This is a genomic window from Paenibacillus sp. FSL R5-0517 (assembly GCF_037974355.1).
In the GTDB taxonomy this organism is placed as follows: Bacteria; Bacillota; Bacilli; order Paenibacillales; family Paenibacillaceae; genus Paenibacillus.
The window spans coordinates 2730560-2749436 of record NZ_CP150235.1; the positions used below are offsets into that span (position 1 = coordinate 2730560).

The window sequence follows — 18877 nt, forward strand, 5'->3', positions numbered from 1 at the left end:
ATTCAAGTTGTCATTTGTGTAAAATAAGGAGTCATTCGGTATGAACACACAGAAGCGCAAGACTAACCGCTGGGTACGTTTAACACGTGCTATGAAGCTGAATTTTCTCAAATTGTTACGTGCTCCCGGAGGTGCGCATAAAGTATCCACCGGATTTGCCATAGGGTTCGGATTGGAATTGATCGTGATCTCGACCGCTTCCCTGATCTATCTCATATTTTATCCCATTGTACGACTGTCTGGCGGTTCGATGCCCGCAGCGATTGTTGGTAATGTGATTGGTAAACTTACGTTTTTACCTATTATACTGATGCCGCTCGCCAAACAGATTGGTTCATGGATTTTGCCTGCTCACAGCATGGGACAGGGACTGGTACATGAGAGTGCATTCATGGAGCTGTTTCGTGGAAACTGGTCGGCCGTGAGCGAATTGTTGCTTGGTGGGCTGGATATTCTGGCAGGTATGTCCGTGTTCGGTGTCATTTTGGGTGTAATTTCGTACTTTGTCGTGAAATTTTTCTACGTCAGAGCGCTCAACCGGCGTTATGAACGCCGGCTGGAGAAACGCCGACAAGCGGATATCGCTTCGGTATCCCCTCCAGTGTTAATCAGGAAGCCATCACAATCATAATGGGCAGCATGAACATGGATGCAGCAGTAGTCCACAGAATACAGCGAGATACAAACTGCGGGGAAGCATTGAACTGTTCAGCCAAAATAACGGCGTTCACTGCGGTGGGCATGGATGCGAGGATCAGCAGCACACTGAACAACGTACCCTCGACCTGAAGCACGATAAGAATCAGCCAGGAGAGGATCGGCGCAGCTGCGAGACGCACCACAAGTCCGGTCCAGAAGGCTCGGCGTACATTGGGCAACCAAGGCACCGTTGCTCCTTTTGGTCTGAGCATCTGTGCTCCAAGTATGGCGAGAACGACAGGAGAGTAACCCATAGCCAGCATGGCAATCCCCCCATCCAGTGCTTCAGGCAGGCTCAGATTGGACGCACGCAGCGCAATGGCGATGCCAGCAGCATAGATGGATGGCATGCGGAAAACGGACAGAATCGCATTTTTTACAGTGAATTCGGATCTCGCGGCAAAAAAGATACCTACCGTATTCACAATGATCATCTGTCCAATAACGTAGACGGAAGCCTTGTCCAGTCCGAGCTGACCAAAGGCCAGCAGTACCAGCGGGAGCCCGTAATTCACGCAGTTCGTAAACGTGGAGACGAGGGTGAGACCCGCTTTTTCGCTTGCACCCAGACGGAAAATCCGGCTTAACAGCTCGGCGAGTGCCCACAGGGTAATCAGATTGATGAGGGAGAACCAGAATGTGCTGGTTACGTCCGTCCAGGTGATCTCTGCATGCAGCAATGTATTGAAGATGAGCGCAGGGCTCAAAATATAAAGGGAAAAGGTCGAGAGCGACCGGGTATCCCAATTCTTGAAGTGTTTTAACAGAATACCACCGATCACGGGAAGTGATATCGGCAAGAATACATGGTATAACGTGAGTATGAATGAGTGAAGCAATGCAGTTCAGTCCTTTCTCGATGAAAAACCAATCTTATCATAGCAGAAGATGAACTCCATATACATGGATTTCAGGATGATCATGTTGTAGTAATCGCCTTGCTTAACTGAGGAATTACCTGATGTGCAGCGTCAGCGGATTGCTATTTTGATATGGCAGATTTATTATAGAAGAGGTGCAACAAGATTACATACACATAGAGGAGGAAACTGTAATGAGTGAATCAAAACGCTTGCTCGTACTTGCTGGCTCTTATGCCGAAGCGGAAAATGAGGGCATTTACGCATATGAATTGAATGAGGATACAGGCAGCTTGTCCAAGCTTGATGGCATCGCTGGCGTGAAAAACCCAACGTTTGTCAACGTGGATGCTGAAACAAACAAACTGTACGCGATTGGTGAAACTGCGTCAGCTGAAGGCAACAAAATGTCTGAAGCTGTAGCTCTGAGCATTGATCCTTCTACAGGAAAATTAACATTGCTGAACCGGAATGACTCCATTTCAGCTCCACCATGTCATATCCAGCGTGATCCTTCCGGCAAATACTTGATTCTTTCCAGCTACCACGGTGGCCTGGTAGGTCTGCAAGCCTTGACGGATAACGGTGAAGTTGGAGCACTTCTGGATGAGAAGAAACATGAAGGCCAGGGTGCGCATCCTGAGCGTCAGGACAAGCCACACGTACACTCCGCATTCTTCAGCCCGGATGGCAAATACATGATGGTACAGGATCTGGGTGCGGATAAAATCGCCATCTATTCCATCGACGCAGACAAGAATGAACTTGTGCTGCACAGTGAAACCAAAACACATGCGGGAGCAGGCCCACGTCACTTGGCGTTCCACCCGAATGGTCAATTCGCTTATGTGATCAACGAAGTGGATTCTTCGATTACTTCGTTCCAATATGATGCAGCAGTGGGTACGTTGACTGAATTGTCTACTGTATCCACATTGCCTGATGGATATGATGGCAAAGAGAATACAACAGCAGAAATCACCGTTTCCAACGATGGGCGTTATGTATATGGTTCTAACCGTGGACATGACAGCATCGTTGTATTTGCAGTAGATGCAGACAAAGGTCATCTGACACTGGTTGAGCATGTATCTGCTGAAGGAGAGCATCCGCGTCATTTCGCTCTGACACCTAACGGCAAATTGCTGATCGCAGCCAACCGCGATACCAACAACATCGTGTCTTTCACAGTGGATCAGGAGAGCGGACGTCTGAAATACACAGGTCACAGCACAGGTGTATCCAAGCCGGTATGTGTGAAACCAGTATACTTGTAAAAAATAAATTTCTAATACCAGCCTTGGCTGGATTGAGATGATAATGACCCTGCCATGTGGCGGGGTCTTTTATATTGAACATCAAACGTGATAATTAGGTTGCTGTTCTGCTATAAACAGTGCTGTAAACGGATCTGAACAAAGGATTTATCTTGTTATATAATTCGTTTAACAACGAATAATTATCAATAGTATCGCCCAAGTAACTACCCCACTTCAAAGTGCGTACTTCCTGAATGGATAGTCAGGGTCTACAATGAGTAAGTAGCCAAAACAAACACTGCATGCATCTGAACAGACAAATTGGTGCAGGCTAAATATCTGATTATTATTTTTACAGGAACGACTCATACTTGAACAACAAAGGAGAAATAAATGATGAAATTGCAATTGGCACTCGACTTGGTAAATATTCCTGAAGGTATCGCACTGGTTAAAGAGGTTGAACAATATATTGATATCGTTGAGATTGGTACACCAATCGTTATTAATGAAGGTTTGCACGCGGTAAAAGCGATGAAAGAAGCATTCCCTAATCTGCAAGTTCTTGCAGACCTTAAAATCATGGACGCTGGTGGTTATGAAATCATGAAAGCTGCTGAGGCTGGTGCGGATCTGATCACTGTGCTTGGGGCAACCAATGACAGTACGATTAAAGGTGCAGTAGCAGAAGCGAAGAAACAAAACAAACAAGTTCTTGTAGACATGATCAACGTGCCTAACCTTGAACAACGTGCTCGTGAAATTGATGCGCTTGGCGTAGATTACATCTGTGTACACACAGGTTATGACCTGCAAGCTGAAGGACAAAGCCCGTTCGAAGATTTGCAAACGATCAAAGCTGCTGTGAAAAATGCAAAAACGGCTGTCGCTGGTGGAATCAAGCTGGAAACATTGCCAGAAGTAATCAAAGCACAACCGGATCTGGTTATTGTAGGCGGCGGTATCACAGGACAAGCAGACAAAGCGGCAGTTGCAGCTGAAATGCAACGTCTTGTTAAACAAGGGTAAGCGAATGAGCAAAACACAATATGCAGCGGACATCTTGAAGGAGCTGGAACGCACGTTAAGCCAGATCGATGATGCAGAAATGCAAGCGATGGCTGAACATATTCTGGCTGCAGAACAGATTTTTGTAGCAGGAGCAGGCCGGTCAGGATTAATGGGAAAGGCTTTTGCCATGAGACTGATGCAGATGGGGCTTCGTGTATATGTGGTGGGCGAGACCGTTACACCCGGGATCAGCTCGAAGGACTTCCTCTTGCTGTGCTCTGGCTCAGGAGAGACAGGCAGTCTCGTAGCTATGGCTAAGAAGGCTAGTCAAGCAGGAGCACCTGTCGGCCTGATTACGATCAAGCCAGAGTCTACGATCGGTCAATTGGCAACTACGGTAGTGCGCCTTCCGGCTTCAGCCAAAGAGGACACAGCGACTTCTGGAGCGGAAGTAACCATCCAGCCAATGGGCTCGCTGTTTGAACAGGGACTGTTAATCGGCATGGATGCTCTTATCCTTACGATGATGGAAATGAAGGGTATGACCGGAGCGGATATGTTTGGCCGCCACGCCAACCTGGAATAGTAAATAGATGGAAGACCGGAATCCTTTGATTATGAAGGGTTCTGGTCTTTTCTGTGATGCATAGGCATTCATTTGCTTAGATTTATCCGTAATTTTCACTTAAACTTTGCATCCCGACCAGGCTGTAGTAGAATTAATAGATAGCTGTATCGAATGAATGTACTTATTACATCATGCATGGAGCGGAAAGCTTACCTTATGTGAAGTATTCCCGTGATATGCGTAATATACGCGATATAAGATTGAAGATGAGGGGGCTCGGAGCCATGGCAGCCGAAGTCAAGGAACGGATTAATCTGAAAGAAATCAACTGTGAGAAGGAATTGACCCTTGCGGTGATCGGTGGCAAATGGAAATTGATTATATTGTGGCATTTGGGTCTGGAAGGCACCAAACGTTTCAGTGAACTGAAACGCCTAATCCCTCATATTACCCAGAAGATGCTGACCAACCAGCTGCGTGAGCTGGAGGAAGATAAATTGATTGAGCGTAAGGTCTATGCAGAGGTTCCGCCTCGGGTGGAATATACGTTGACAGATCACGGTCAGAGCCTGATGCCTGTGCTGCACGCAATGTATAACTGGGGTAAAAATTACGGTGAAAATGTAATCTGGAAAGAAAGCTAATTAGTTATATTCATTAAAACGCTTGTTGTATGGAGTTTTTCCATCACCTAGCGTTTTTTTTAGTTACTTTCAAATTTGGTCACATGATCAATAGTTTACTCCAAACGCAGTGGGCAGAAATAGCTTGAAGAAGCGGAGCTAAAAGTTTTCTGAAAGAAAGCTACATCGCAAGCATATACTGGCTTTTATCCTAGATACCCCTTTTATATAGATGGAACTAAACATTCACATGAGAACGTAGAGGACAGAAAGAACCTGAAGAAGCGGAGCGTTCGCCTTTATCACCAGATTTTCACCTTTATAAAATTGAATCAAAAAATTAGGGGATAACAGCGATCGGAAGGTTGTTCTGTCATCGGAGTGGTAGTGTGAATAATCTTTAGTCCAATCTATACTCCCCTGAACCAAAAGTCTCATTATTTGCAGATGTCATGTATACATAAACCGATTATGATACGATGAGATATATTGGAAAATGCAAGGAGGATGACAACTAAAGATGGAAAAAATACGTACACGTGCTGAGGTAGATCAGGAAACCACATGGGATCTGAGAGATTTGTTTGTAACCGATGTAGAGTGGGAGCAGGAACTTCGATCACTTCCTGAGGCTGCTGCCCAGATCGAAACGTTCAAAGGACGTCTGGGCGAAGGCGCTGAACAATTGCTGGCTTGTCTGGATGCTCGTGAAGCTTTGCAGGAGCGAATCGGCAAGACGGCTTCTTATGCCCGCTTGAAGCAGTCAGAGGACAGCACCAATCCGGTGAACATAGAGAATTCAGCTAAAGCAGGAGATATCCTATCGAATCTGTCGTCATCCTTGTCTTTTGTTAATTCGGAGATCGTTGAACTTCCGGATGGAACTGTAGAGCGTTATATCCAAGAACTTCCGGGATTGGAGCCGTATGCGCGCAGTTTGGAGCGTTTGATTCGGGAAAAAGCACATCGGCTTACGCCAGAGACCGAGAAGGTACTCGCTTCACTCGGAGAGGTACTGGATTCGCCATACCGTATCTATCTGCGCGGTAAACTGGCAGACATGACGTTTGACGATGCTCTCGATGGAGAGGACAATAATCGTCCACTGTCCTGGTCTTTCTATGAAAATAATTATGAGATGTCGTCCGATACCAAGCTGCGCCGTTCTGCTTATGCTGCATTCAGCTCGACATTAAATGATTACAAAAATACGTTCGCAGAAGGTTATGCAACCGAAGTGAAGAAACAAGTTGTGTTATCCAGGCTGCGGGGTTATGACGATGTTACAGATATGCTTCTTAGCCCACAGCAAGTGAGCAAAGAGATGTACAATAATATTCTGGATATTATCCAGCAGGAACTCGCACCACATATGCGCAGACTGGCGGCTCTCAAGAAACGTGAGCTGGGTCTGGACAAGCTGATGTTCTGTGATCTGAAGGCCCCGCTTGATCCTGAATTTAGCCCTGCCATTACATATGATGAGGCGTGCACACTCATTCAAGAAGCGCTTGATGTGCTTGGGCCGGAGTATGGCGAGATCGTAGAGTGCGCATTTCGCGATCGCTGGGTGGATTACGCAGATAATGCAGGCAAATCCACAGGGGCATTTTGCTCTTCTATATATGGTTCGCACTCCTATATCTTAATTTCTTGGGCGAACAATATGCGCGGAGCATTTACACTTGCCCATGAAGTGGGACATGCAGGCCACTTCATGCTTGCGGGACGTTACCAACGGCTCACGAATACAAGACCATCGCTTTATTTCATTGAGGCACCATCGACCATGAATGAAATGCTGCTGGCAGATCATCTATTGAAGCGTTCCGATAATCCGAGAATGCGTCGTTGGGTCATTTTGCAACTGTTGAATACGTATTACCATAACTTCGTTACACATCTGCTGGAAGGTGAATTGCAGCGCAGGGTGTATGCACTCGCAACTAATGATGAGCCCATTACGGCGAAGACGTTAAGTCAGCTCAAAGGGGACATTCTCTCTGAATTCTGGGGACCTGATCTGGTGATTGATGAAGGAGCCAAGCTCACGTGGATGAGACAACCTCATTATTATATGGGTCTATATCCATATACCTATGCGGCAGGTTTGACCGCTTCCACAGCAGCAGCACAACAGATTAGGGAAGAAGGGCAGCCTGCGGTAGATCGCTGGCTCGAAGCACTCAAAGCCGGTGGAAGTCTCACTCCGCAGGAGTTAATGAAGCTTGCAGGTGTCGATATGTCCGGACCCGAGCCGATTCGCTCTGCAGTTGCTTATGTCGGCAGTCTGGTCGACGAACTTGAACGTCTGTATTCCTGATCTGGTTCATATAGTATACGGACAAGGCAGAACGGGTTGTCTGCATGCACCGCCCTCCTTGCGTGGGGGCGGTGCATCTTATTTTGCAAGGGGAAAGGAACGATGATGAATGGCGTTAACGAGCGTGTCCTCATCGATGGGCCGATTAAGCGTGGACGGCTTTGGTGTGTTTGACGACATGAATGGAGTACCGGGGTTTGAAGGCAATCAGGGTGGTTTCTTTTCGGGATTGAATGAGTTTGGTGCCATGGGTGCGTTTGTTTCCATTTTTATTGGTGCCGTATTTCTTATTGTTGCGGGTGTGATTGTATATGCCATCATTTCAGGGGTACGCACGTGGTCCTCGAATAACGCTGCGGCCTTGTTAACCCTGCATTCAGCGGTGGTGGCGAAACGAACGGAAGTCTCAGGTGGTAGCGGGGATAGCAGTGCGACGACCCGATATTATGTTACATTTGAATTCGACAATGGCGAGCGCATTGAACTGATTGTTGGTGGAAACCATTATGGCATGTTGGCTGAACATGATCGAGGGATGCTGACGTATCAGGGGACACGATTCAAGCATTTTGAGAGAGATGTGCAGCCCCAGTCGGGCGTTAACAAAGGCCAATTTTATACGTGAAAATAGAAATACGGCTCCTCCTACTTGGGAGAGAGTCGTTTTTGGTGTGCCCAAAAGAAAGAAAAATCGAAGGGTATTCAAACGCTTACAATGGTGATATACTCGTAAAATAAAGTAAAACAGTATTAAACAAAAACAAACAAACAATAAATACAGAATAAAGTACAGAGTGCGGACTGAATCAAGAGATATCGTATGGAAATAGAATTGGCTCGAAAGGTTGGTGAAGCGCGGTGAGTGTTCTGGCTTATGATTTGGGGGCTGGTAGCGGGAGAGCGCTACTGGGGCATCTGAATGATCATGGGATCGAAACAAGTGAAATTCATCGGTTCAAGAATGAACCCGTGAAGGTTGGCGAGCGGATGCATTGGGATATTCTGCGATTGCATCATGAATTGTTGCAAGGGCTTACACTTGTGAAACAGCAGGGAGAAAAGCCGGAGAGCCTGGGGATCGATTCCTGGGGCGTTGATTTTGGTTTGCTTGGCAGTAATGGTGAGCTGCTGGGTAACCCGTATCATTACCGTGACACACAGTTTAACGGCATGATGGATCAGGTACGCCAAGAGTTGAGCTCTCAGCGAATCTTTGAACGTACAGGGATTCAGTTTCTTAGCTTTAATACCCTGTATCAGTTGGCAACCCTTCAACGTAGCGGTTCTCCGCTTCTTCATGAAGCAGAGCGGTTTCTTATGATTCCGGATTTGCTTCGATACTTTCTGACGGGAGAAGCCGTGAATGAGTTCACCAATGCTACGACAACACAATTGTATAATCCCTCACAGGGTCAATGGGACGGTGAGTTGCTGAAGCATATTCGCATTTCGGAGAAACTCTTCGGTGAAGCGGTGATGCCAGGCACCCGTGTTGGACAGTTGCGCAGCAGCATATGTAACGACCTTGGTCTTTCTTCTATCCCTGTGATCGCCGTTGCGGAGCATGATACGGGTTCAGCCGTTGTGGCTGTTCCTGCAACGGAACGTTCATTTGCTTACCTGAGCTGTGGAACCTGGTCCCTGATGGGTACCGAGATAGATCATCCTGCGATTAGTACCGAGAGTCTGGCATTGAACTTCACGAATGAAGGCGGGGCGGGCGGAACATTCCGTCTGCTCAAGAACATTATGGGTCTGTGGATTTTGCAGGAAAGCATGCGGGAGTGGGAGCGTCAGGGGCAGGAAATTAGCTACAGTGCGTTATTGGCAAAGGCGGAGCAGGCACCTCCATTTGCCAGTTTATTTGATCCGGATGATGAACTGTTCATGCCAGCAGGAGATATGACAACCCGAATACGCCAGTATTGCCGTGATACAGGACAAGTGATACCAGAGGATCAGGGAGCGATTGCCCGGGCAATTCTGGAGAGTCTTGCATTGAAGTATAGAAGAGTTCTGGGATGGACGGAACAATTATCGGGACAGTCGTTCAACGGATTGCATATGGTCGGTGGAGGTATCCAAAACCGCCTGTTATGTCAGTGGACTGCGAATTCCATTGGCAAGCCGGTATGGGCGGGTCCGGCAGAGGGAAGTGCTATCGGGAATATGGTTGTGCAATGGATGGCGAGCGGAGCGTTTAAGGATATCTGGGAAGCTCGGAATGCCATTCGTGATTCATTTCCTGTAATTGCGTATGAGCCGCAGGACGGATCAATCTGGGAAGAGGCTTACGGCAGATTTCTGCGTGTGACGGCTTCATCCACTTCACAAGCGGGGAGTGAGATGTAAACATGTTGGCAGCCGAGCGGTATGACCGGATTGTAGAGATGGTGAATGTTAAGGGCAGTATGCGTGTATCCGAGCTTAGTGAACGCTGCCGGGTGACGGAGGAAACCATCCGGCGAGATCTGGATCGTTTGGAACAGGCAGGACGACTGCGTCGCTCTCACGGTGGTGCCGTGAGTGTGAAGGAAGATCAGCCCGAGATCCCTTATCGGATCAGGGAGACAACCCATGCGGAAGAGAAAAAACGGATTGCACAAGCGGCTCTGGCGATGATTAATCCGGGTGATCGCATTCTGTTGGATGCCAGCACAACGGCAGGTTATATGGCAGCAAACATGCCTGATTTTCCGCTGACCGTCTTGACTAATTCCATTCAGGTAGCGACTGAACTTAGCAGTCGTGACAAGGTTGAGGTCATCTCAACGGGAGGCCAGTTGGCATCTCGCTCGTTGTCTTTTGTAGGGCCACTCGCGGAGCGTTCTCTGGAGACGTATCATGTGGACAAATTGTTTTTGTCCTGCAAAGGCGTACATCTTGAAGGTGGCGGAATCAGTGAATCCAATGAACTTCAGGCAAGGCTGAAGCAAAAGATGGTTGGCATATCCGATCAGGTCATCTTACTTGCCGATGCCAGTAAATTTGGTGTCCGTGCTTTTGCTCGGGTATCCGGATTAGATGCAGTCCATACGATCGTTACCGATCAGCCATTGGAGGCTGAACAGACAGACCGTTTGAGCGGATACGACATCGAGATTATCACAGTTTAAACAGTGATGGGAACCTTATTCTGTCATCGGAGTGTCCAGTGTAAATATTCTTAGTCAATTCATCTACTTACTAATCAGTTAATAGGAGCGTGTACTTATGAAGGTCTCCTTATTCATTACCTGCCTCAGCGATGCCATCTATCCCCGAGTGGGGGAGGCCATGGTCAGATTGCTCGCCGCTCATGGCGTTCGGTTGGATTTTCCGCCGGTTCAGACCTGCTGCGGTCAGCCATCCTACAATAGCGGGTACTGGGATGAGACTCGGGTAGCGGCCAAGACGATTCTTGAAGCGTTTGACGACAGTGATTTTGTAGTCTGTCCTTCGGGATCGTGTACGTATATGATTCATCATTATCCCGAACTGTTCGCGGATGAACCGGTGTGGTTAGAGAAGGCAAAACGATTGGAAGCCAAAGCCTATGAATTCACTCAATTCCTCGTTCAGGTACTCGGGATAACCGATCTGGGCGCACATTTTCCACACAAAGTAACCTATCATCCATCCTGCCACGGCAGTCGTCTGTTGGGTGTAAAGGATGAGCCGATGGCATTACTATCCCAAGTAAAGGGACTGGAATTGGTTCCCCTGCCGTTTGCTGAGGATTGCTGCGGGTTTGGAGGTACCTTTGCCATCAAAATGTCCGATATTTCAGGAGCGATGGTGACGGAGAAGGTTGATCATGTCAAAGAGACCCAAGCCGAAGTACTGGTGGGGCTAGACATGGCTTGTCTGATGAATATCGCAGGTAATCTGCGTTATCGGAATGAACCGGTGCGTGTGATGCATCTGGCGGAACTATTGTATGAGGGGGTGCGAACTGGATGAGCCAACCGGGAGTTATGGATACGACGGTCAAAGAACGTGCCGGACTGGCCTTGAATGATGATTTTCTGCGTAAGGCGGTCAAATTCACAACAGAACGATTGCGTAACGGTAAGAAGTCGGCCTCAGAAGAACATGGAAACTGGGATGAATGGCGGGAACGTGGACGTCAGATTCGTCTGCATACCATTGCGCACCTGGATTATTATCTGAATGAATTTGTGAATAACGCCCGTGCGAACGGGGTTCATATTCATTTTGCAGATACATCGGTGGAAGCAGCGGCGATTGCACTCGATATTGCGGCTCACAAGCAGGCGTCTACGGTGGTAAAGTCCAAATCGATGGTGTCGGAGGAAGTACATCTGAATCATGTGCTGGAGTCAGCGGGCATTGAAGCGATCGAGACCGACCTGGGTGAATACATCATACAGTTGGCAGGCGAGGCCCCCTCTCATATTGTCATTCCAGCCATCCATAAGAACCGCTATCAGATTGCAGAGTTGTTATCGAAGGAAGCGGGTGAAATTCTGGAGCCGGATACGACGGTACTTGCCGGATTTGTTCGCAAAAAGCTACGCGAGAAGTTCCTAGAGGCGGATATCGGCATGACGGGCTGTAATTTTGCAATTGCAGAGACAGGTTCCATGGTTTTGTTCGAAAATGAAGGCAATGCCCGTATGGTATCCACTGTTCCCAGAACGCAGATTACACTCATGGGCATGGAGCGGATCATTCCATCGTGGACGGATCTGGAGGTCATGGCAACCTTGTTGCCACGCTCTGCAACAGGTCAGAAACTGACGATGTATATGTCAGGCATCACAGGTCCTCGCCGTACAGCGGATGCGGATGGACCGGATGAAATGCACATCATTATCGTGGATAACGGTCGATCCCTTCAACTCGGTGATCCCGAGTTTCAAGAACTGCTGAATTGTATTCGCTGTGGTGCTTGTTTGAATGCTTGCCCGGTATATCGTCATATTGGGGGCCATGCCTATGGTGGTACCTATAGCGGACCGATTGGAGCGGTATTGACACCTGCACTCAATGGCAACATTGATGAATGGAATGATATTGCGGGTGCTTCGAGTCTGTGTGGAGCCTGTTATGAAGCATGTCCAGTTAAAATTCCGCTACATGATATGCTTGTTTATCTACGCAGGCGTAAAGTGGAAGACGGTCATGGCAACAAAATGGAGAGCATGGGCATGAAGGGCTTTGCTGCCGTTGTTTCCAATTCCAAACGCTTCAGTGCGGCCATACGTCTGGGACAGATCGGGCAGAAGGCAGTTGTGCGCAACAACGGCATTTCTCTCAAGCTGGGTCCACTTAAAGGCTGGAACAATTATCGGGTTGCGCCAAGTCTCGCCAAGAAATCCTTCCGGCAACAATGGAACAAGCTGGATCAGGAACTGAACGAGAAGCAACAAGCTATGGATTCTTCCGTTCGCAGCCGTATGGAGCAGATTATTCGTGAACGAGAAGAAGGGGAGGGGAAGAAGCATGGTCACTGAACATGAGCAATGGCTTGCACAATTGGAGAAGAAGTCCATTGAGAAACAGGAGCAGTTCATGAATGACATTGCTTCGAAATTGAGAAGACCAAGGCAACGCCAAGCGCCGACCCAACCCTTTCGGGGAGCACCCGACTTTTGGACGGAATTGGAATGGGATGAAGAGAAGCGTATTCAAGCATTTACGGATAACTTTGTAAGTGTAGGCGCACACATTGCACGGGTTCAGAACATGGAAGAAGTATCTCAATTCATTGCTAACAAATCGCATGAACTGAGTGCCAGATATATCATTCGTCAGAATGAACAGGCGCTAAAAGATCTCGGATTGGAAGAACAGTTACCGGAGGTACAGATCTCCGTCTGGAATAGTCAAGCGGATGAGAACTGGAAGGCTCGGGCAGCTGAGGCTGATATCGGTGTGGTCATAGCGGATTATGCGACTGCATATACAGGTTCGGTTACTGTACTTTCTTCACCCGAAAAAGGTCGTTCCGTCAGTCTGCTGCCTACCGTACTTATCATCATTATTCCAGTAGATCGGCTGTACACCAGACTGGGTGAAACGCTTGATCGATTTGACGAGGTGGGAAGAGAGAATCTTCCCGCAGGTATCCACTTTATTTCAGGCCCAAGCCGATCGTCCGATATTGAAAATGATCTGACCATTGGGGTACACGGACCAGGTATTGTATATGGTTTGATTATGGGGTAACGGTGAGTTGAGCGTGATGGCGCAACATGATTTGGAAGACTGTCCAAGAGGTAGCACGTAGCTGCTGAGGACAGTTTTTTTGTTGAGTTTTTATAGTCGAAATCTATTAAACATATACTTATTATATATTTCACCTATTAATAGGGTGGGTGTATAATTCTTCTCAAGATAGAATTGATGTGAGATATGAGAGAGAAAGAGGAGGCGTTGTGAATGAGTATATTTTCTTACCAGGTTCCGTTTATGGATGGCCACGCGGGTGATTTGTCTGCTTTTAAAGGGAAAGTACTGCTTATTGTGAATACAGCAAGTCGGTGTAGCTACTCCCGGCAATTCAATGAACTTCAACAGATATACGAGAAATATCGTGAACAGGGGCTGGAGATTCTGGCTTTCCCATGTAACCAGTTTAACGAGAAAGAACCTGGTAGTAGCGCTGAGGTTGCAGAATATTGCATAAGTCAGTTTCAGATTTCCTTTCCGATCTTGGAGAAAGTTGAAGTTGCAGGGCAATCGATGCATCCGTTGTTCCGTTACCTGACAGAAAAAGCGCCGTTTCAAGGCTATGATCTGGATACCCAAGAAGGAAAGTGGATGGACACTTTTGTGAAAGAGAAGCATCCCGAATTGTATCAAGGGAACGGGATCAAATGGAATTTCACCAAATTCCTGATTGACCGCAGTGGCAATGTTCATGGCCGGTATGAAACGACAGTTGCCCCATTGGAGGTGGAGTCTGCTATTCAGATTCTGTTGAAGAATTCCTAGTTATAATGTAATCCCTGTCCTGAGGTCCTATGACTTTGGGACGGTTGAAGATTGGAACTGGAAATGTTAGGGTAAAAGGAGATAACGAGTTCTCCATTTTTTTTAATCAAAAATGACCAATATACCATTTCGGTCAGTCAGTTCTTTTTTGGGTTTAACAGTTATCTGGATGAAATATGAAATTGTGCAAAAAATAACTTAAGTCTGTTGAATTGAAGGTTAAGTGCGATCCGAAGGTAAAGTGCAATTCCTCATGGAATCAAGTCATTATTTTTTAGTTGTCAAAACTCTTAACTTGGAAAGAAGGAGTGAGCGTCATGCCACCAATTTCAGTGCCTCAACCGAAAACATTTGGCCCACTGGGCAATTTGCCGCAATTGAACTTTGAAGAGCCGGTGCAATCGCTGGTGAAACTGGCTGAAGAATACGGACCGATCTTTCGTATGGAGTATCCGGGACGAAGTGAATTGTATATTTCAGGTCACGAACTGGTCGCCGAGGTAACGGATGAATCCAAGTTTGACAAACGTGTATGGGCACCCCTTGCCAAGGTTCGTGCTTTTGCAGGAGATGGACTATTCACGAGTTGGACCGAGGAACCGAATTGGAAAAAAGCTCATAACGTACTGCTGCCAAGTTTCAGTCAACGTGCCATGCAGGGATATCACAACAAAATGATTGATCTGGCGGTACAGCTGGTTCAGAAATGGTCACGATTAAATCCGGATGAAACGGTTAACGTTCCGGATGATATGACACGTCTTACACTCGATACGATTGGACTCTGTGGGTTCAACTATCGGTTTAACAGCTTCTATCGGGAAGAACCACATCCATTCATTACCAGCATGGTTCGTGCACTGGACGAATCCATGAGTTCATTGCAGCGACTGCGTCTGCAAGACAAGTTGATGATCACCAAAAAGAAACAGTTTGAACAGGATATCCGTTCCATGTTCTCTTTGGTGGATCACATTATTGCCGAGCGCAAAGAGAAACCACAGGAAGGCGCGGATGATCTATTGTCCCACATGCTCAGCGGCAAGGACCCGGAAACGGGAGAAACCCTGGATGATGAGAACATCCGTTATCAGATTATTACATTCCTGATTGCTGGACATGAGACCACAAGTGGACTGTTATCCTTCGCTGTTTATTATCTGATGAAGAACCCGGATACACTGGCTAAGGCCCAAGCAGAAGTGGATCAGATTCTGAAAGATCCGGTTCCAACGTACAACCAGGTTCGCAATCTGAAGTACGTTCGCATGGTTTTGAACGAAGCCTTGCGGTTATGGCCGACGGCCCCGGCATTTTCTCTGTATGCCAAAGAGGATACGGTACTTGCGGGTCAATATCCTTTGCAAAAAGGCGACAGCGTCAGTGTACTTATTCCCAAGCTGCATCGCGACCGCGAAGCATGGGGAGATGACGTAGAGGACTTCCGCCCGGAACGGTTCGAAGATCCGAGCAAAGTGCCGCATGATGCCTACAAACCTTTCGGTAATGGTCAACGGGCCTGCATTGGTCAGCAGTTTGCACTTCAGGAAGCAACGCTGGTGCTGGGCATGGTGCTCAAGCATTTTGACTTCATCGATCATTCCGATTATCAATTAAAGGTGAAAGAAACGCTGACGCTCAAACCGGATAACTTCACCATTCGGGTACGTGCGCGTGGAGGCCAGCCCGTCATGGCCGTGCCAGGTGTAGCGGTCGAAGAACCGAAGCCAGTTGCCAAAAGAACAGAACCGGATGCTGCGAATGCTCACCACACACCGATGCTTGTTCTATACGGTTCCAATCTGGGAACGGCGGAAGGCATAGCACGTGAGATTGCGGATACTGCCAGATATCAAGGTTTCCGGAGCGAGGTTGCTGCGCTTGATGATCGTGTTGGCCAACTGCCGAAGGATGGCGCCGTTATTATTGTCAGTGCATCCTATAACGGTCAGCCGCCTAGCAATGCGAAGATGTTTGTCGAGTGGATCGAACACGCGGATGCCAATGAATTCAATGGGGTGCGTTTCGCCGTTCTGGGATGCGGTGACCACAACTGGGCCAGCACCTATCAGCGTATTCCGCGTCTAATCGATGAACAGTTATCTTCTAGAGGAGCAGAGCGGTTATCGCCCTTGGGTGAGTCCGATGCAAGCGGAGATTTTGAGAAACAGGTGGGGGATTGGACAGAGCAATTATGGCCGGATCTCGCACGAACAATGGGACTGAAGCTAAACACAAGTTCCAATAGCGAACGCAGCTCACTATCAGTACAGTTTGTCAGTGGGCTCGCCGTAACACCGCTTGCGGATACGTATGATGCTCATGTGGCAGAAGTACTCGAGAACAGAGAGCTTCACGACGCGGGTAGTGAACGGAGTACACGTCACCTCGAGATCAAATTGCCTGAAGGCATCACCTACATGGAAGGGGATCATCTTGGCATTCTGCCACAAAACCCACCGGAGTTGGTGGAACGTGTACTCCGTCGGTATGGATTCACGGGAACGGAGCATCTGGTTCTCGATGCATCGGGTAGAAGTGCCGCACATCTGCCGCTGCATCAACCGGTTAACCTGTATGACCTGCTTAGTCACAGCGTTGAGCTTCAAGAAGCCGCAACTCGTGCTCAGCTCAGAGAAATGGCAGCATACACGGTATGTCCACCGCATAAGAAGGAGCTTGAAGCGCTGCTTGATGAATCTGTGTATATGGATGAAGTTCGGAATAAACGGATCTCCATGCTGGATTATCTGGTGAAATATGAGGCATGTGAACTGCCGTTTGAGCGCTTCCTTGAATTACTGCCTTCACTGAAAGCCAGATATTATTCGATCTCCAGTTCACCGCGTGTTCAGCCCGATCAAGCGAGTATTACGGTGAGTGTGGTGCGTGCTCCGGCATGGAGTGGACAGGGAGAATACAAAGGCATTGCGTCCAACTATCTGGCTAACCTGAAACCGGGTGACGAGATCGTCATGTTCACGCGGACACCGGAATCCGGTTTCCAACTGCCGGAAGATACACAGGTTCCCGTCATCATGGTAGGGCCGGGTACAGGCGTTGCCCCATTCCGTGGTTTTATACAAGCAAGACATGTGTTGAAGGAACAAGGTCAAGAGCTTGGCGAAGCACATCTATACTTTGGATGTCGGAATCCCGAGCATGATTATCTATACAAAAATGAATTGGAAGCAGCCCAGCAAGAAGGGCTTGTCGAGCTTCATACGGCGTTCTCCCGAGTGGACGGAGAAGAGAAATGTTATGTACAGCATCTGATGAGAGACGATGCCCGGCATCTGATTCCTTTACTTGAAAAGGGTGCGCATCTGTATATCTGCGGTGATGGCAGCAAGATGGCACCTGATGTGGAAGCTACACTCCAGCAGGCATACGCTGAACTTCATGGCAAATCCGCGCAGGAAGCAGCAGATTGGCTTGATCACCTTCAGCAGGAAGGTCGTTATGCCAAGGATGTATGGACAGGCATCTGATGTACACATGTGAAGGATCAGTTTGATCCGTAACTGGCTGAGCGGTGAGATACAGAAGCAGTTCTGTGCTCACCGCTTTTTGACATAAAATGATTCTTCAGCAGAGAAGTGGTTGCATGGGTTATAATGAAATATTGGAAGGGAGCACCCGTATGGTAGGCGTTCGGGAACCATTGTATGGTTTGCGAAAAGAACCAGCTTTATTTCCGCCTACAAGGTCGTCTGAGTTTTTTTCTTCCAGTGGTTGGTCGATAGATCGACTCGACGCTGGAGAGAGGGAATAGAATACGGGAAGGGACTCTGCCTTTTCCCTGGAGTTCAAGATAATCCAGTCCCACGCCTACCAGTCTGATATTGTTAAATGCATTCCAGGAAGGGAACGTCGTGCGGATTCCCACTCTGACGCCTCGCCGTGTTCGAGGAATATCAAATACCCGAATGGAATTCAGACTGAGCGGAATGAATAACTGACGGTTTACTTTGATAAACTGCCTTGGATAGACACGACGAATACGTCCCGGTTCCAACCCGGAGAGTGGAGTATTCAGTTCTGCAAGGTGCCCCTGGAGTTCTGCCAGACGCTGTTGAAGTGTTTTGCCAGTATGGAGATGCTGCCAGCTCATAAGAATTCCTCCGTTCGCCATTTGTACCTAGTATATGAAGGCAAGGGGTAGGAAGGTGTACGTTTGATAGCCCATGTTCGTTACGGCTAACGGGGTTTCATTTTATAATAGAGGAGTGATTCAAGTGATCGTTGAGATGTATAAAGACCTCATTCAGGATGAGCGTGGCAATTATTATCTGGCAGTACAGATGGATGGCAATGAGCTTACACTTGTTAATGCATTCGTCGAAGCAGCATTCACGCCTGAAATGATCTACAATGAAGAGTTTCGTACCAAGCATAAGGAGATGGAAGGCGGGTTTGTAGGCAAAATTGCGATGGACCTGTTAAGACACGATGTGGTCATGGGGATGAAGCAAATCGACCGCAAACTGTTGAACCTGTCGGATGTAGAACAGCATTTCACGGTAAATTATATTGATACGATAGAATTTTATCGTCACCCGGCGTGGAACCGGAAAGTGTAGAAATAAAGA

General features: G+C 47.7%; 17 protein-coding genes. 15 read left to right on the forward strand and 2 right to left on the reverse strand.

The genetic code is table 11. From position 1 onward, the window contains the following. Window positions 1–40 precede the first annotated feature (40 nt). Entirely contained in the window at window positions 41–631 is a 591-nt protein-coding gene (locus MKX40_RS12465) for a DUF2062 domain-containing protein (RefSeq protein WP_339241946.1), read from the forward strand. On the opposite strand, the gene MKX40_RS12470 is transcribed toward MKX40_RS12465, so the two are convergent. Then, entirely contained in the window at window positions 609–1538 is a 930-nt protein-coding gene (locus MKX40_RS12470; RefSeq protein ID WP_339241948.1) for an AEC family transporter, read from the reverse strand. The genes MKX40_RS12465 and MKX40_RS12470 overlap by 23 nt on opposite strands. 215 nt (window positions 1539–1753) lie before the next feature. Between MKX40_RS12470 and MKX40_RS12475 the strand changes: the two genes are divergently transcribed. From MKX40_RS12475 to MKX40_RS12535, 13 genes are all read left to right on the forward strand, one after another. Continuing rightward, the gene (locus MKX40_RS12475; protein ID WP_339241950.1) at window positions 1754–2836 is read left to right on the forward strand and encodes a lactonase family protein; all 1083 of its coding nucleotides are present in this window, start codon (window positions 1754–1756) and stop codon (window positions 2834–2836) included. 378 nt (window positions 2837–3214) lie between these two features. Continuing rightward, window positions 3215–3847 (forward strand): 3-hexulose-6-phosphate synthase, encoded by a 633-nt coding sequence (gene hxlA, locus MKX40_RS12480; protein WP_036670570.1) that lies wholly within the window; start codon window positions 3215–3217, stop codon window positions 3845–3847. Between the two features lie 4 nt (window positions 3848–3851). Continuing rightward, window positions 3852–4415 (forward strand): 6-phospho-3-hexuloisomerase, encoded by a 564-nt coding sequence (gene hxlB, locus MKX40_RS12485; RefSeq protein WP_339241951.1) that lies wholly within the window; start codon window positions 3852–3854, stop codon window positions 4413–4415. 266 nt (window positions 4416–4681) lie between these two features. Then, window positions 4682–5041, forward strand: coding sequence for a helix-turn-helix domain-containing protein (locus MKX40_RS12490; protein WP_062833989.1), 360 nt, complete (start codon window positions 4682–4684; stop codon window positions 5039–5041). A gap of 499 nt (window positions 5042–5540) precedes the next feature. Continuing rightward, window positions 5541–7343, forward strand: a complete 1803-nt coding sequence (gene pepF, locus MKX40_RS12495; protein ID WP_339241952.1) for an oligoendopeptidase F — start codon at window positions 5541–5543, stop codon at window positions 7341–7343. A 109-nt stretch (window positions 7344–7452) separates the two neighbouring features. Beyond that, the gene (locus MKX40_RS12500) at window positions 7453–7968 is read left to right on the forward strand and encodes a DUF2500 domain-containing protein (RefSeq protein WP_339241954.1); all 516 of its coding nucleotides are present in this window, start codon (window positions 7453–7455) and stop codon (window positions 7966–7968) included. Window positions 7969–8201: 233 nt separating this feature from the next. Next, window positions 8202–9695: a rhamnulokinase family protein gene (locus tag MKX40_RS12505; RefSeq protein ID WP_339241956.1), complete on the forward strand. Its 1494-nt coding sequence runs from the start codon at window positions 8202–8204 to the stop codon at window positions 9693–9695. A gap of 2 nt (window positions 9696–9697) precedes the next feature. Beyond that, on the forward strand, window positions 9698–10459 hold the full coding sequence (locus tag MKX40_RS12510) for a DeoR/GlpR family DNA-binding transcription regulator (RefSeq protein WP_339241958.1): 762 nt from the start codon (window positions 9698–9700) through the stop codon (window positions 10457–10459). A gap of 97 nt (window positions 10460–10556) precedes the next feature. Further along, window positions 10557–11285 carry a (Fe-S)-binding protein gene (locus MKX40_RS12515; protein ID WP_017688927.1) on the forward strand — a complete coding sequence of 243 codons (729 nt, stop codon included), beginning with the start codon at window positions 10557–10559 and terminating at the stop codon, window positions 11283–11285. Next, the gene (locus MKX40_RS12520) at window positions 11282–12802 is read left to right on the forward strand and encodes a LutB/LldF family L-lactate oxidation iron-sulfur protein (RefSeq protein ID WP_339241960.1); all 1521 of its coding nucleotides are present in this window, start codon (window positions 11282–11284) and stop codon (window positions 12800–12802) included. The genes MKX40_RS12515 and MKX40_RS12520 overlap by 4 nt, the downstream gene beginning before the upstream one ends. After that, on the forward strand, window positions 12792–13517 hold the full coding sequence (locus MKX40_RS12525) for an LUD domain-containing protein (RefSeq protein ID WP_339241962.1): 726 nt from the start codon (window positions 12792–12794) through the stop codon (window positions 13515–13517). The genes MKX40_RS12520 and MKX40_RS12525 overlap by 11 nt, the downstream gene beginning before the upstream one ends. Before the next feature lie 213 nt (window positions 13518–13730). Beyond that, window positions 13731–14285, forward strand: a complete 555-nt coding sequence (locus MKX40_RS12530) for a glutathione peroxidase (protein WP_339241963.1) — start codon at window positions 13731–13733, stop codon at window positions 14283–14285. Between the two features lie 317 nt (window positions 14286–14602). Further along, complete coding sequence (locus MKX40_RS12535; protein ID WP_339241964.1) at window positions 14603–17776, forward strand: bifunctional cytochrome P450/NADPH--P450 reductase; 3174 nt, start codon at window positions 14603–14605, stop codon at window positions 17774–17776. Between the two features lie 200 nt (window positions 17777–17976). On the opposite strand, the gene MKX40_RS12540 is transcribed toward MKX40_RS12535, so the two are convergent. Then, a complete protein-coding gene (locus MKX40_RS12540) occupies window positions 17977–18399 on the reverse strand; it encodes a hypothetical protein (protein ID WP_339241965.1) in 423 nt (140 codons plus the stop codon). Window positions 18400–18523: 124 nt separating this feature from the next. Between MKX40_RS12540 and MKX40_RS12545 the strand changes: the two genes are divergently transcribed. Then, a complete protein-coding gene (locus MKX40_RS12545) occupies window positions 18524–18868 on the forward strand; it encodes a hypothetical protein (protein WP_339241967.1) in 345 nt (114 codons plus the stop codon). The last annotated feature ends 9 nt before the right edge of the window (window positions 18869–18877 follow it).

Bases quoted from the DNA above. Each gene is read 5' to 3' on its own strand.
- MKX40_RS12525 (WP_339241962.1), top strand. From the start codon at position 12,792: ATGGTCACTGAACATGAGCAATGGCTTGCACAATTGGAGAAGAAGTCC.
- MKX40_RS12535 (WP_339241964.1), top strand. From the start codon at position 14,603: ATGCCACCAATTTCAGTGCCTCAACCGAAAACATTTGGCCCACTGGGC.
- MKX40_RS12500 (WP_339241954.1), top strand. From the start codon at position 7,453: ATGGCGTTAACGAGCGTGTCCTCATCGATGGGCCGATTAAGCGTGGAC.
- MKX40_RS12520 (WP_339241960.1), top strand. From the start codon at position 11,282: ATGAGCCAACCGGGAGTTATGGATACGACGGTCAAAGAACGTGCCGGA.
- MKX40_RS12510 (WP_339241958.1), top strand. From the start codon at position 9,698: ATGTTGGCAGCCGAGCGGTATGACCGGATTGTAGAGATGGTGAATGTT.
- MKX40_RS12515 (WP_017688927.1), top strand. From the start codon at position 10,557: ATGAAGGTCTCCTTATTCATTACCTGCCTCAGCGATGCCATCTATCCC.
- MKX40_RS12530 (WP_339241963.1), top strand. From the start codon at position 13,731: ATGAGTATATTTTCTTACCAGGTTCCGTTTATGGATGGCCACGCGGGT.
- MKX40_RS12475 (WP_339241950.1), top strand. From the start codon at position 1,754: ATGAGTGAATCAAAACGCTTGCTCGTACTTGCTGGCTCTTATGCCGAA.
- MKX40_RS12465 (WP_339241946.1), top strand. From the start codon at position 41: ATGAACACACAGAAGCGCAAGACTAACCGCTGGGTACGTTTAACACGT.
- hxlA (WP_036670570.1), top strand. From the start codon at position 3,215: ATGAAATTGCAATTGGCACTCGACTTGGTAAATATTCCTGAAGGTATC.
- MKX40_RS12490 (WP_062833989.1), top strand. From the start codon at position 4,682: ATGGCAGCCGAAGTCAAGGAACGGATTAATCTGAAAGAAATCAACTGT.
- MKX40_RS12540 (WP_339241965.1), bottom strand. From the start codon at position 18,399: ATGAGCTGGCAGCATCTCCATACTGGCAAAACACTTCAACAGCGTCTG.
- hxlB (WP_339241951.1), top strand. From the start codon at position 3,852: ATGAGCAAAACACAATATGCAGCGGACATCTTGAAGGAGCTGGAACGC.
- pepF (WP_339241952.1), top strand. From the start codon at position 5,541: ATGGAAAAAATACGTACACGTGCTGAGGTAGATCAGGAAACCACATGG.